At 58.4% G+C, this 13,924-nt stretch carries 9 protein-coding genes and 1 pseudogene; 1 reads left to right on the top strand and 9 read right to left on the bottom strand.

Translation table 11 applies throughout. The features are described from left to right. The 8 genes and pseudogenes from VZP09_RS06760 to tssB form a co-directional block, all read right to left on the bottom strand. The coding region (locus VZP09_RS06760; RefSeq protein WP_328795467.1) for a type VI secretion system Vgr family protein at positions 1–1,724 on the bottom strand (1,724 nt) is incomplete at its 3' end. A gap of 1 nt (position 1,725) precedes the next feature. Beyond that, a complete protein-coding gene (gene tssH, locus VZP09_RS06755) occupies positions 1,726–4,380 on the bottom strand; it encodes a type VI secretion system ATPase TssH (protein WP_328794973.1) in 2,655 nt (884 codons plus the stop codon). A 264-nt stretch (positions 4,381–4,644) separates the two neighbouring features. Next, positions 4,645–5,136, bottom strand: a pseudogene (gene tssD / locus VZP09_RS06750) (type VI secretion system tube protein TssD). Positions 5,137–5,140: 4 nt separating this feature from the next. Next, positions 5,141–6,847 (bottom strand): OmpA family protein, encoded by a 1,707-nt coding sequence (locus tag VZP09_RS06745; RefSeq protein WP_032414819.1) that lies wholly within the window; start codon positions 6,845–6,847, stop codon positions 5,141–5,143. Then, complete coding sequence (gene tssL, locus VZP09_RS06740) at positions 6,844–7,533, bottom strand: type VI secretion system protein TssL, short form (RefSeq protein WP_004176431.1); 690 nt, start codon at positions 7,531–7,533, stop codon at positions 6,844–6,846. Before tssL ends, VZP09_RS06745 begins: the two co-directional genes overlap by 4 nt. Further along, positions 7,530–8,873 carry a type VI secretion system baseplate subunit TssK gene (gene tssK / locus VZP09_RS06735; RefSeq protein WP_004176432.1) on the bottom strand — a complete coding sequence of 448 codons (1,344 nt, stop codon included), beginning with the start codon at positions 8,871–8,873 and terminating at the stop codon, positions 7,530–7,532. Before tssK ends, tssL begins: the two co-directional genes overlap by 4 nt. Positions 8,874–8,882: 9 nt before the next feature. Continuing rightward, a complete protein-coding gene (gene tssC / locus VZP09_RS06730) occupies positions 8,883–10,427 on the bottom strand; it encodes a type VI secretion system contractile sheath large subunit (protein WP_328794971.1) in 1,545 nt (514 codons plus the stop codon). 42 nt (positions 10,428–10,469) lie between these two features. Further along, on the bottom strand, positions 10,470–10,961 hold the full coding sequence (gene tssB, locus VZP09_RS06725) for a type VI secretion system contractile sheath small subunit (protein ID WP_328794970.1): 492 nt from the start codon (positions 10,959–10,961) through the stop codon (positions 10,470–10,472). Between the two features lie 640 nt (positions 10,962–11,601). Between tssB and VZP09_RS06720 the strand changes: the two genes are divergently transcribed. Next, positions 11,602–12,168: a DJ-1/PfpI family protein gene (locus VZP09_RS06720; protein ID WP_004190556.1), complete on the top strand. Its 567-nt coding sequence runs from the start codon at positions 11,602–11,604 to the stop codon at positions 12,166–12,168. 198 nt (positions 12,169–12,366) lie between these two features. On the opposite strand, the gene VZP09_RS06715 is transcribed toward VZP09_RS06720, so the two are convergent. After that, complete coding sequence (locus VZP09_RS06715; RefSeq protein ID WP_032414818.1) at positions 12,367–13,899, bottom strand: HD domain-containing protein; 1,533 nt, start codon at positions 13,897–13,899, stop codon at positions 12,367–12,369. Between the last annotated feature and the right edge of the window lie 25 nt (positions 13,900–13,924).

The following is a 13,924-nucleotide window of genomic DNA, read 5'->3' as shown; positions in this document are numbered from 1 at the left end:
CTGACCGCCGGCTCCATCGCCAGCACCTGCCCCTGAGCCTGCACCTGCCCGTCAGCGCTGATAAAAATACCCTTCTGTGCCCGGATAGCTCCCCAACTGTCGGTTCTCAGCTCAAAGCCTTCGCCGCGCAGCTGCTTTTCAGCATCCACCAGATGCCCGAGATTGAGCTGGCTTTTACCGCCGTACTCCGTGCTGACCTTGATATGTTCTTTCCCGCGCTCATCGTCGAGGCGGATTTTGTTGTTGGCCGGGGTGCGCAGGACGTTACGTTTGTCATTGCGAATGGTGACGTGGTCGCCGTGCGCCGAGTCGTGCAGCACGCCCGCGATATACGGCCGGTCGGGGTTACCATCCTCAAAGCCAATCGCCACCTCCGTCCCCGCCAGCAGCGGCAGGTGCAGGCCGTAAGTGTCTCCGGCATACGGCCGCGACTGACGGACCCACAGGCTCTCGAACCCGGTTTCCCAGCGCGCCCGATCAAACAACATATTCACCCGGTAGCGTCCGTGTTTGTCGATATGCCCGTAGATGTCGTTTTCCCGGGTGCTGGTCACGCGGGCCGGCAGCGTCCCGGCCATCACCGGACGCGCGCCGGGCTCAGGCCGGTAGCCGACGTCCGGGCTGTCCGGTATGCCGGCAAACTCCACCGCAAAGTCGGCATCGCGCCGGGCGTGGCTGTGCATCGCCGTGACGAGCACGCCATCAGCAAACTCCCTGGCCACCTCCTCTCCGCCGGTGACCTTCAGCACCTGTCCCGGGCAGAGCGTCGGGCAGCTGGTGGTGGCCTGCATCCGGGTCTGGCCGTTCAGATAACGCTCATGACGAAGCCGGGCGTAAAACGCCCCGGACTCCGGCGCCGGATGGCGGTCATGGACATTCCCCGCGGTCAGGTAGTTATCTCCCCAGTGGTAAGCCTCACCAAAGGTGGTGGTCTCCCCGCGGGTGACATCCACCTGCGCGTTCATGTCCGCCGTCGCCTCGCGGTAGTTGTAGTCGCGGGTACTGACCTGCTGCTCCACGACGCGGTGGCGGCATGCCATCTCCCACACCGCGTCCACCCCGGCCGACTGCTGCCCTGACGGCGGAACCGAAGGCAACGTCAGCCCCTTCTCATAGCCCTGCTGACTGTCNCAGAACTCAGCGACGTCGATGTGCAGCCGCGTGTCGGCGGTAAAGCGAAACCAGATCCCCACCTCACCCAGCAGCCGGGTGATAAAGCGCAGGTCATCCTCGCCGTACTGCATCACCTGCTCGCGGCGCGGATACGTTTTTGTCAGCGAGAACAGAAAATCCTGACCGCGCAGGCCGTGGCGCTCGCGGAGGATTTTTTCCACAATCTGCGGAACGGACTGGTCCTGGTAAATGGCGTTCTGGTGCGAGCGGTTAAGCAGCGCCAGGCGCGGCTGAAGCGTCAGCGCGTAGTGCGTTTCATCCCTGGAGGTACTGAGCCGTTCAAACCCCGTCACCACGCCCTGGATAACCCGCACGGGTTGCTGAACATTGATGCCGAAGCCCTGAGCCACCGGCGCCTGCAGCGTCAGGGAGGCTGCCTTCATCAGCATCATCTCTTTGCTGATGGCATGGTCTGCGCTGGTGAATTCAATACGGTAGCGGAACGGCTGGCTCAGGGCTTCATCGCCCTCGAAGGCCAGCACATCAAGCCCGGCTTCACATCCCTTCACCGAAAGCAGGTGGTGGTTATGGCTGAACAACAACGATTTCACGCTACTCATCGGATATTGTCCCCTCGTCAAACGCCATCACGACGCCTTCCTCTTCGTGATACCCCAGCGTCACCTGGCGCGGTTTCTGCCCCGCCGCCATATGGCTCAATAGCTGCTGACTCAGCGCCGGCAGGATCTGCTGATTGAGCAGACTGTCGACGTTACGGGCGCCGGTATCCGGCAGCAGGCAGGCCTCGGTCAGCGCGTCGAACAGGCTCTCGCTGAGGGTGGTGTTGATTCCGTAATGGCAAGCCAGACGCTGACTTACCTGCCCGAGCTTCATGCCGACAATGGTGCGCAGCGCTCCCGCCGGCAGCGGACGGTAAATCACCGTCTGGAAGCGGGCCAGCAGCGCCGGCTGGAAGTGGCCGCGCAGCACCGGGCGCAGCAGCTCGTGCAGGTCTGATTCGCTGGCCTCCGGCTGTTCATCCAGCAACTGCATCAGGAGGTCGCTTCCGAGGTTGGCGGTCATCAGGATCACGGTGTTGCGAAAGTCGATTTCACGCCCCTCGCCGTCGCGCATTACCCCCCGGTCGAAGACCTGGTAGAACAGGTTCATCACATCGCGATGGGCCTTTTCCACCTCATCGAGCAGCACCACGCTGTAGGGGCGTTTGCGCACCGCCTCGGTCAGGATCCCGCCCTGGCCGTAGCCGACGTAGCCGGGCGGAGAACCCTTCAGCTGGCTGACGGTGTGCGGCTCCTGGTACTCGGAGAGATTGATGGTGATCAGCGCTTTCTCGCCGCCGAACAGCGCATCGGCCAGGGCGAGCGCCGTTTCCGTTTTGCCGGTGCCGCTCGGCCCGACCAGCAGGAACCCCCCTTGCGGACCGTTCTCCGGCGTCAGGCCGGTTTTCGCGGCGCGCAGGCGCCGGGCAATAGCGCTCAGGGCCGCCTCCTGGCCAACCACCCGTTTGCCGAGACTCTCTTCCAGACTCAGCAGCTCCGTCTGCTCATCTTTCATTAGCGAGGAGAGCGGCACGCCGGTCCAGTCGGCAATCACCGTCGCCACGGTGCGGACGTCGACGTCCAGCCCGAGCAGCGGATTGACCTGCTGGACGGCGATAAGCGCGGTTTGTAGATCGCTAATTTCCGCCTGGCGGGAGATATCGCGGCGACAGGCGAGCAGCGCTTCCGTCAGCTGCAGCTCCTGACCATACTGAGTTTCAAGGGTATCCAGCGCCAGAATAAGGCGGATCTCCTCCTGCTCAATGGCCGCCAGCCGATCGCCGCGGGCGCTGTTGCCCAGCGCAATATCTTCCAGCAGCGCCTGCTTCTCCATTGCCAGCGCGGTGAGCTGCGCCTTCATGCGGGTCAGCGGCTCAGGCACGGTATCCAAACTCATACGCAGGCGGGCGGAAGCGGTGTCGAGTAAATCCACTGCCTTGTCCGGCAGCTGGCGACCGGTGAGATAGCGTCGTGACAGCGTCACGGCGGCGCGCACCGCATCATCCGTGATATGCACGCCGTGGTGGTCGGCATAGCGGGACTTCAGGCCGCGCAGCATCAGGCAGGCGGTGTCGTCGTCCGGCTCATCCACCTTGACCATCTGAAAGCGGCGCTCCAGCGCGGCGTCGCGCTCGAAGTACTGCTTGTATTCACTCCAGGTGGTGGCGGCGATGGTCCGCAGTTCGCCCCGGGCCAGCGCCGGCTTCAGCAGGTTGGCGGCATCCGCGCCGCCCGCCTGATTACCCGCGCCGATGATCGTGTGCGCCTCGTCGATAAACAGCAGCACCGGCGAAGGCGACTGCTGTACCGCCTCAATGATATTTTTCAGCCGCTGCTCGAACTCGCCTTTGACCCCGGCGCCGGCCTGCAGCAGACCGAGGTCAAGGGTGCGCACCGACACTGGCTTCAGCGCGTCGGGGACGTTGCCTTCGGCAATGCGCAGCGCCAGGCCTTCCACCAGAGCGGTCTTGCCCACGCCCGGCTCACCGACGAGGATTGGGTTGTTTTTTCGCCGACGGGAGAGAATATCCACCATCTGGCGGATTTCCGTGTCACGTCCGAACACCGGGTCAATCTGGCCGTCTCTGGCTTTGGCGGTGACGTCGAGAGTGAATTTGTCCAGCGCGTTCTGCAGCGCCGGGTTGAGCCCATCCGCATTCAGTTCGCTGCCCGCAGGACGCCCCACAAATTCCACGTCCCCGCCATGGGGCTGCGCCAGCGCCGCTTCCTGCTGCGCTGGCGGACGTTCGTCGGACTGGGCATCAAGCAAGGGGCGCAGGCGTTCCAGCTGACGCTGGCCCAGCGTTAACAGCGGCCACAGGCCATCGCACTGGATCAGATTCTGTTTTTCAACCAGCGCCATCAGCAGGTGAACACTGCGGATCTGCGCTTCGCCGCTGAGCGAGGCAATCAGCCAGGCCTCCTGCATCAGCCTCAGGGTATGGTCAGAGAGCTGGGGACGATGACGTACCGAGCGCGGCTGTTTATCCAGCCAGTTCAGCAGATCCTGCCACAGCGCATCCATATCCCATTCATAGCGCCGCGCCAGCACCGTCAGATCGCCTTCCCCCTGTTCCAGCAGCTTAAGCAGCCAGTGCTCGGGCAGGATCTCGGCATGCGCCCGGGTCTGGCACAGGGAGGCCGCCCCCTCCATTGCGCGGGCACAGCAGGGATTAAGACGGNGTAACANGNTGGCNGGATTTTCCATGAGATNCTCTCTTATTGTTTCCGGACACGCTACCGCCCGTCGCTGTTCCTGAACAGGAACCCAAAGCGCANNAGGTCAGGCAGNCAGATTGTGTTTTTCTTTGCTGAGAACCCGTATCTCAGGCGTTCAGCAAAAAACGGCGGGCAGAGAAACGCTGCCCGCATCAGGCGATCGCCCGCAATAATCCCCGGCCGCAGAGATAACGATGCGGCCGGGATGAGCGAACGTCGCCTGCGCGCCAGCGGCGCGAAATATGACGGGCAATTACGCGGTGGCGCGTTCGTTCCAGNNATCGGANTGAATGATGTTGCCGTCTTTNTAGGTCCAGGTGATNTTNTCGTAGCGCAGNTCNATCNGNTCNAGATGGTTGTGCTTCTCGNANGNNGGNTNTTTGANGTCGTGCATNANNGGATTCACTTTNACCACNTTNACGTTNTCNAGNTTNGTNTTGAANTACTCCACTTCCTGNCCNGCNTCGTTGATTNNGTACCACTTGAACTCAGCNGATTTCAGGGTCTGGCCGGTGGTCACNGCCTTGTACAGGTANGGGCTGGANGAGTCGATNTCNTTGGTGAACAGGAACGGCGTNTGAATACGNGTNCCNGTCAGNTTGCCGGTGTTGTTATCGGTCGGNATGTACAGNTTATGCTCCTGNGCCACCACNTCNATNCTGCCNTCACGNTCCTNNACGTCNACNGANCCTTTAATGTCCGCGCCNCCGTCGTCTTTCAGCCANAGATAAACNGGNATTGCCATGGAATTACTCTCCATTGTGTAGTGAAGCGCCATCATCCTGGGATGACGCAGAGGGTTGGTCCGGTAACCGGCAGGCGTCTACCTGCGGCACCAGACTGATTTCGACACGACGGTTCAGCGCACGGCCTTCCGGCGTATCGTTTGTTGCAATTGGTCGGCTTTCGCCATAGCCCTGAACGGCAAAGCAGCTGTCCGGCACGTCGCCGGTATCGCGCATCCAGTCGCGGACCGATTCCGCACGTTTCAGCGACAATAGCTGGTTGGCTTTTTCCTCACCCACGCTGTCGGTGTGACCCGCCACCACGATCAGCCACCCGGGCCTGGCCTTAATGTCCATCAGCGAGTTGACCAGCCGCTTTGTCGAACCAGGCTTCAGTACCCATTTCCCGGTATCGAATAGCGACATGCTGTCAAGGCGGATGACGTTCGGGGCAACGCGCTGCACCGGCCTGGGCGGAGGCGGAGGCGGCACGTAACCGCGAATCGCCTCCAGCAACGGCAGGCGAATCTGCTCCCCGCGATATAAGCCCAGACTCAGGCGCAGCGGGACGCCGTTACGCGCCCAGCTATCAAGCAGCGCGGCATCTTCACGCAGCACCCTGACAGCGCTGGCTTTTGGTCGATAATCATCCATCGCAATCCGCTCATAACGGGCAATATCGACGCCCACGCGCTGCAGCAGTTGTCGATTGTTCCAGCCACTGCTGAGCAGCGCGGCGACAGCCGCGAGGGTGAAAATCGCGAGCGCCGCGCGCCAGGCCCTGCCTCGTGGCGTGAGTCCCCGTCCCGCCGGTAACTGCGGCAGGATGAATTCCGGCAAAGCTGAAGCGTCCCCGGTGTCGCTCTCATCTGGCTGCCAGCCAGCTACCCGCGACAGGCCGCTATGTCGGGATAACCACGTCGTCCAGGCCGACGATGCCAGACTTCCAGGCAGCGAGGGCCCGAGGCCCCACAGCACGGCCGCAGGGGTCAGAGGTGGCAGGTCGGTATTCTCTTCCGTCAACACGGCATAGACGTGCTGTTCAGACCAGCCCATCAGGCTGTTCATCAGCACCTGCTGCTCCAGCGCGGCCGCCCCGCCGGCGCTTACCCAGGCCGGTACGGAACAGGGGGCGCAGGAGGGCTGCCAGACTTTCACCGCTTCACCCGGTATCGCCGCCTGCCACAACAGGTCGCGACTCATCGCGCTGCCCACCTGCCCCTGCAGCGCCAGCGGTACGGCATACCCCATCTGCTGGCGCAGCTGGCTGAGTTGCCAGCGCAGGGCCAGCAGAGCGCTGGTCAGCGCATCGCTTTGCGCATGCCGCTGCGGGCAGACGCAGAGCAGCACCGACAGCTGAGGCCCCCATTCCGGCCGCTGGCTCAATACCTGGCGCGCGACCTGCTGCAGCTCCTCCGTCTTTTTCACGCGGATCCAGCAGCCCTGTTTGACCACTCGCACCGGTGACGCTGGCGGCCAGACACACGGCAGGTCGCCGCAAACGAGGACCACCGGCTGGCGATAAGCGCCCTCCGGGAGAGGGGCCAGGGTTGATGCGACGTTACGTCCGGTACGACGACTGGCGATGCGCCAGATCCCGATGATCAGGGCCAGCGTGACCAGCAGAATGAGCCACGCCCCCCAGCGGGGAACCGGCAAAAATAGCAGGCACACCAGCGCACTCAGCAGACTGGCCCACAGCGCCAGCCCACGCTGCTGCGCGGGGCTCATTTCACCTCCCCCGGTAACAAGGTCAGCAGCAGGTGATCGAGCCAGTGGTTGAGCCCCCACCACAGGGCGAGTACCACTACCACGCTCAGGCCAATACGTACCGGCCATGGGGCCAGCCAGCCGCTTATCCCCAGACCGGCGCGACTCTCTACCAGTACGGGAGCGGTAGCCGGGCACTGAAAAGGAGGAACACGCTCACCGAGCGCGTTGACCAGCTTCAGGCGCTCGGGGTCGTGGAGGGAGCGAAAGCTGCCAATAAAACCCAGCAGCATCACCCGCTGAAAACAGGTGACCACGGCCAGGTTGGGCGCCGGTTCACGCAACACATCACGCATCCGCTCGCACAGGGTGTCGCCGGCGTCCATGGTGCCGAGGAAGTGCCCCTGCAGCGGAATGTCATACCACTGCAGGCAGGCCTCATCCTCCACGCCGCGACCTTTCACGGCTTCATCGAGCAGCGCACACTGGGCGGTGAGAATATGCTGACAGCTGGCGTCATCAAGCCCGCTCGCCTTCAGCTCATGTTGCACGCGCTCGACATCAGCGATACAGCGCTGCCATAGCGTGTACCCTTCCTCATCGCGGAACTGCGGGCCGTGGCGCAGGCTGATAACCTGCAGCCAGGTGTTCTGCAGCAGCGCATCAATATCAATGGACGCGGCGTTGCCGCGTTTAGGCTCATTCACGTTCGTAGTACCGCAAAAAGTTCAAGTTCAGGCTCACCGAGCATCCCCGGGACGTAAAACATACAGGTGCCGCTCTGCAGCATTTCCGTTGCCAGAGGGTGGGACACATCGAGGCTGAAATACTGATTTTCCAGACGCAGCGGGATCGCCGCCGGCACATGACGCAATGGCGTGAGGGGCACCCCTGTCCGCGAGGAGTTGACGATGGCTTTGACATGATCCGGACTGCCCACTTTGCACTGGCGCGGAAACTGCTCCTGCAGTTGGGCGACCGGTACCGACGAACGAACCGACAGGTAGTAATCAGCCCCTTCCCGCAGCCGGGCATCGTGCAGACGCGCCTGCCAGAAGTGCAGCCGGGCATCATGCTCCAGGGCAATCGCCACCACCCGCGATGGCAGGCTCGCCTCCAGCAGGTCGCTCAGTAAATCAAACAGCGGCGGAAAAACCGCGTTCAGCTGGTCATGCTGATAGATCGGGACGGCATTCGCCTGATGGGTGAGCGAAAAGGTCAGCAGGCTACCAGCCAGGCGCGCCAGCTCCGGGTAGAGGCGTTCCGGCGGGCTTTGCCGGTAACGCAGAAAGTACCCCAGCACCGGCTCGGCGCTGTTCAGCGCATTCAGCAACCAGAACAGAGAGACATCGGCTACGGCAAAATCAGCCATCCGTTCATTGCTTTCGCGACGCATGGCCATCAGGCGCGTCAGACGAGCCCGGAGCTGGATGAGCAGCTGTTCAAGCTGCGTCGCCAGCCAGCGGCTGCCCTGGATCTGCAGCAGCGGCGGGAGAAACGTCTCGTCGATAAGCCAGGCCCCCTGCGAGTCCCGCTGCAGGCGAACAAGCGGACAGGTCAGGTAATCGCTGTTGTCCTGGTGGGCGAAGCGGAGGGTCAGCTCCGGCTGTATGACGGCAATCTGCCGGGTATCATCCCCAAACTGGTTACGGACATCGCGCCAGCGCTGCCGGAAGCGCGCCGGCCTTTCGGCCACCTCCTCCGGCTTCAGACAGTTGCCGCCATTCGCCTGCATCAGGGGCAGCGCCAGCACGATCACCGCCTCGCCGGATGCGCCGTCCAGCGACAGCGCGGACGGCAGCGCATCGGCATTGTCCGTATCAATCATCGTGCCATCCTGGAACCGGACCTGCAGCCTGTGAGCCTGCAGGCGGCCCAGTTTGAGCATCTCTGGTTCGAAGGTCGCCTCAACCACTCCCCAGGGGTGGTTAAGACCCATCCGGGCAATCACTTCCGCAGTCCAGGCTGCATACGCAGCCTGCTGTTGAAAATGCTGAGGCGACACCATAATGCCCCGGCCCCACAACGGACGTTCCGTTTTCATCATCGTCCGAACCTACGCCTTCGCCTTTGGCATCTGGCTAACCAGCGACAGATTGACGTCCATCCCCTCGACCTGGAAGTGCGGCACCGCGTACAGCTTCACGCGGAAGAAGCCCGGGTTATCCTCGATATCTTCCACCACCACGCTGGCATCGCGCAGCGGATGGGAGGCCTGCAGCTCGTCGCCGGGGTCGGTCATTTCNGTCACCAGGCTCCGCACCCAGGTGTTCAGCTCCAGCTCCAGCAGNCGCCGGTCCTTGGTGGTGCCGATATTCTCGCGCTGGATCATCTTCAGGTAGTGCGCGATGCGCGACAGCAGGAAGATNTAAGGCAGACGCGCGTTGATACGGCTGTTGGCGGTGGCGTCGGCGGTATCGTACAGCGCCGGTTTCTGCGCGGAGTTGGCCGAGAAGAAGCAGGCGTAATCGCGATTTTTGTAGTACGACAGCGGGATAAAGCCCAGGCTGGCGAACTCAAACTCCCGCGTTTCCGGGATCATCACCTCGGAAGGNATNTTCACCTGGTTGCCGGTGCCCAGATCGTACAGATGGATNGGCANATCTTTCACCGCGCCGCCNGCCTGCGGACCGCGAATTTGCACGCACCAGCCGTTNTTNACAAAGCTCTTCACCATATTNGANGCGAAGGAGAACGCCGCGCTGGTCCAGAGATANTTTTCGTGNTCCGGNCCNTTCACCTGCTCGACATAGTTGAAGCTGCGCACCGGCACGGTGTCCGGACCGTACGGCAGACGACCCAGCACGCGCGGCATCACCAGNCCGATGTAGCGGGCATCGTCNGTTTCGCGAAACGCCTTCCAGCGGATATATTCCGCACGATCGAAGTAGTTGCCGATATCCTTAATGGCAGCCACCTCTTCCATGGTCTCTTTCAGGAAGAAGGCCGGGCCGACNGCGCCGATAAACGGCATATGGGCGGCCGCAGAGACGCGGGAGATATTGCGCAGCAGCGCCACATCCTGCGGGCTGGCGTCGAACTCATAGGCCGAGATCACCGAGCCGATCGGCTCGCCGCCGGGAGTGTCATACTCCGCGGTATAGGTGTGCCAGTACAGGCCGCTCTGGATAAGCTCCGGCGCGTCCTCAAAGTCCTGGCGCAGATCGTCTTTGGCGACGTCGAGGATCTCCGTTTTGACGTTCTGCCGATAGTCGGTGTTGTCCACCAGCTGTTTGAGGCCGCGCCACAGGGATTCGACCTGCTGAAACTCCTGATGGTGCATCACCGCGTCCAGCTGACGGCTTATCTGGAAATCCAGCTCGGCGATATGGTGGTCGATCAGCGTTTTGTCGAGCTTTTCCACCCGCTGGCCGGACTGACGGATGCGTTCCATAAACACCTGCATCGCCGCGGTGAGACGCTCCGCCGCCGGCGNCTCGGAGAGCGCGGCATCGTCCAGAAAGTCGTTGATATCCCCGAGNCNAGACGCCGGGGNGAGATTAATTTTTTCAAACAGCGAGGCGTAAACGCCCTCGCCCGCCCTGTTTTCCTGCAGCGTGGTTTGCCCCTGAACAGGGGCGTTTTCTGTGGTAACAGACATTAGCATTTTCCCGGTTAATCCATTAACAGACTTGCCCCGCACTTATTTCGGGGCAAGCGCACTCATTTCGTCGCGTAATTCCTGGGACAGCGCCGGATCTTTCAGGATTGCCTCAAGCTCTTTTCTGAAAGTGGCGTTATCGAGCAGATTGGATTTGAGATCGCGTAATAAATTACGCATCGCCAGCATGGCNCGGAGNTGCGGAATTTGCCGGGCAACCTGCTCCGGTTCAAAATCTTTGATGTCGGTAAAACGCAGTCTGACGTTCTCCTCTTCGCCATTGCCGGCCAGCGTATTCGGCACCGAGAGGTTNACTTCCGGGCTAAATTCCGAAAGTACGCTGTTAAAATTATTTTTATTGACGTTGATTTTTTCTCTTTCCGATAAAGGCCGGTTTTCCTTCCCATGACTAAAATCGCCAATGGTAAGCANNTTGAGCGGCAGTTCGACCTTCTTTTGCGCGCCGCCGGTATGAAGAGATAATTTGAGATTAATGCGCGCCCTGGGGACTTCATTCTGGAACGTATCAGCCATAGCAGTTCCTTTCCTTAAGGAATAATTATTGAAGATATATTGATGTGAAACGTGACGATGATAAAGCAAAAATGGATTACCGATCAACTTAACCACCTAATAATTATATTTATTCATAAACACCCCCTTTCACCATGAAAATAAAAGCACCATGAATATCAACATTTAAAATGTGTAACAACAGTCAATGATAAATTCAATAAATAATGCACCAAAGGAATGTTTGCAATGGATACTATAAGGCGGGCTAAAACATTAAGCGGATGAATAAAGGAAACCATAAAGACGACCNNNNCAATATAATTCGCTCATTATGCAAATTTAGCGTAACAACGCAATAAATTACTCAGAGGGATAATATCTGGCTTCCATCCGATTGCCCCTTCGCGGCGGACGCTTAATAGTCCTGGCGCGAAATCTAAACGGTAACAATATTCTTCTGCTCCCCTTACTCCTCACAAACCGATTTTTTGCGGATAACGAGCCACAGCGCGATATCGAACAAAGTTGTCGTTAGCAAAAAAACATGAGCCCGGCTACAAGACGCACACGACACCGTCGTCGGCATCCTGAACGGTTCGCATTCTGCAAGTCGCCAGGCTATATCTAAGACACCTTTCGCCCACAACGAGACACAAAGATGAGCAAGAAAATCCTAATGCTGGTCGGCGATTATGCCGAAGATTACGAAACGATGGTTCCTTTTCAGGCACTGCAGATGATTGGACACCAGGTCGATGCCGTCTGCCCGGATAAAGCCGCTGGCGACTATGTCATGACCGCAATCCATGACTTTGACGGCGCCCAGACTTATAGCGAAAAGCCGGGCCATCGCTTCACGCTGAACGCTGACTTCGCCGCAGTTAAGGCCGAGAACTACGATGCGCTAGTGATCCCCGGCGGCCGGGCGCCGGAGTATCTGCGCCTGAACGAGGAGGTTATTAAACTGGTACAGGCATTCGACGCCGCGCGTAAACCTATCGCCGCCGTCTGCCACGGCCCGCAGCTGCTGGCCGCCGCCGGTATTCTGCAGGGACGGACCTGCAGCGCCTATCCCGCCTGCGCTCCGGAAGTGCGCCTGAGCGGTGGGCACTATGCGGATATTGGTATCGACCAGGCGCATGTGGACGGTAACCTGGTTACCGCCCCCGCCTGGCCTGCTCATCCACAGTGGCTGGCGAAATTCGCCGCCCTGCTGGCGGAATAACCATACTGAGCCGGTGTTTTTGTTGAGCCACCCGCTCCCCTGCGGGAATCTATGCCTCAGCGCGGTGTTTAGTCTCGGGTAAACGCGCTGTTGTATGTTATGCCGATGGCGGGGATGCGCCACGATTTACCGCTTATCTTCAGGGGCCGGTTAAAAAACCAGCCCCTGAAAGATTTATCGCTGCCCTGACGGGCATCATCAATTCAGCAACGCGATCTGCTTGACCACTATTTCATTGATTTTATAGATTATTTCAGGAGTTACGCGTTCTTTGATATCGCGGTCAACAAATACCCGAATGCAATATTTGATGATTTGATACTGATTTAACTTATCACCACATTCAATTAACGGTTTTATTTCGTAGCGGTTCTTAAGATCTTTCACCAAAAGCTTAACTTCGGTTTTATCCAGGTCTTTAAAGGCGCAGTCGGAGACAATATCAACGGCAAATTCATGTGGTTTGAAATGAGGCTGTAATACAGAAGTCAATAACCCGGTGAGTTGACTCTTCCACGCCTTATTTTCCTTGTCAGCGATGTTAGCTTTATACACAGAGTGTTTGGCCTCATAGACCTTCGACCATGGGTGTCGGTTAATAATGTCAGCAAGTATTTTTTTATTAACCGCCTCGGTATCGCTGATATCTATCCATTCACCAACCTTGTCATTCAAAAAATAATCATCACTGCACGCCAAATAAAACTCCTTCAGCGCGTCGATGAAGCTTTCATCGCTATGGTCAACGATACGGTCGGTAACGTCAGCGATAATGACATTTTGTGGATCCTTGCTTTGCATAATCTCACATAATGTGCTCAACATCGTCGCAAAGGCGCGGTTTGTTTTATGGTAATACACCTGCGAGAAAAGGCTGGAGCGCGCCCCAATAAACTCAGCGATCGAATCAATCCCACTCTCTTTGTAAGCAAGGTACAATTTTCCCTGTTCCTCGACCGGGACAATTGACATAAACAAGCGATTGTAATCGTAGATGCCACACTTGACGCCGGAGAAATAGCCATCTCTGAGCAAGTAATCCATCCGGTCGGCATCGATCGGACAGGAAGAGATGATCGAGGTCATTAACGGCAGGATATCTGTTGCCTTTCCATTAATTTCCTCAATGATCTGTTGGTCACCGTATCTTTTTTCGATAATTTTTAACACATTTTCGATATTTATTTCGTCATCGACCTTACCTTGTTTTCTCAGATCATGATAAATCATCAGGCTGAACAACAGCGAAAGCTGTTCATGTTCAACTTTCTGTTCTGGCTTGCTTAATACATCAATGATTGAATGGTAGGCCGTGGGGAGAACATCGGAGAATTCGTGCTTACCAGGCATAAAACTCTCAAACTGGTGGGATACCGGCCCGTGCCCGATGTCATGCATCAGGGCAGCGAGTCTCAACTCCTGAATGTTGTGTTTTGGTATCTGATCGATATGACCAAACACATGGCCATCATCATATTTCTTTTGATACCGTATCGCATTCAGGCGTAAATTATTGAGTATTTCACTTGATAAATGCAGCACCCCGAGAGAGTGTTCGAAGCGGCTGTGCACCGCAGAGGGAAACACCTTATATAAAAAAGAGTTCTGTTTAATGTTGCGTAAGCGCTGGAACAGGGGGTGATTGATAAAGGCAATCTCGAGTGTCGTCAAACGAATAGTGCCGTGAATGGGATCAAGGATCTTACTGGTCAATTCATTTTCAAAATCCATATCTTAAATCCTTTCATACNTGCAT

It is taken from the genome of Klebsiella sp. EMBS2024, assembly GCF_036233805.1.
Classification (GTDB): domain Bacteria; phylum Pseudomonadota; class Gammaproteobacteria; order Enterobacterales; family Enterobacteriaceae; genus Klebsiella; species Klebsiella pneumoniae.
This window is presented reverse-complemented; position numbering and strand designations above follow the sequence as displayed.

What these genes read in the sequence shown, in the direction of transcription:
- tssK (WP_004176432.1), bottom strand. Translation starts at nt 8,873, where the DNA reads ATGATGAAAACGGAACGTCCGTTGTGGGGCCGGGGCATTATGGTGTCG.
- VZP09_RS06720 (WP_004190556.1), top strand. Translation starts at nt 11,602, where the DNA reads ATGAGCAAGAAAATCCTAATGCTGGTCGGCGATTATGCCGAAGATTAC.
- VZP09_RS06745 (WP_032414819.1), bottom strand. Translation starts at nt 6,847, where the DNA reads ATGAGCCCCGCGCAGCAGCGTGGGCTGGCGCTGTGGGCCAGTCTGCTG.
- VZP09_RS06715 (WP_032414818.1), bottom strand. Translation starts at nt 13,899, where the DNA reads ATGGATTTTGAAAATGAATTGACCAGTAAGATCCTTGATCCCATTCAC.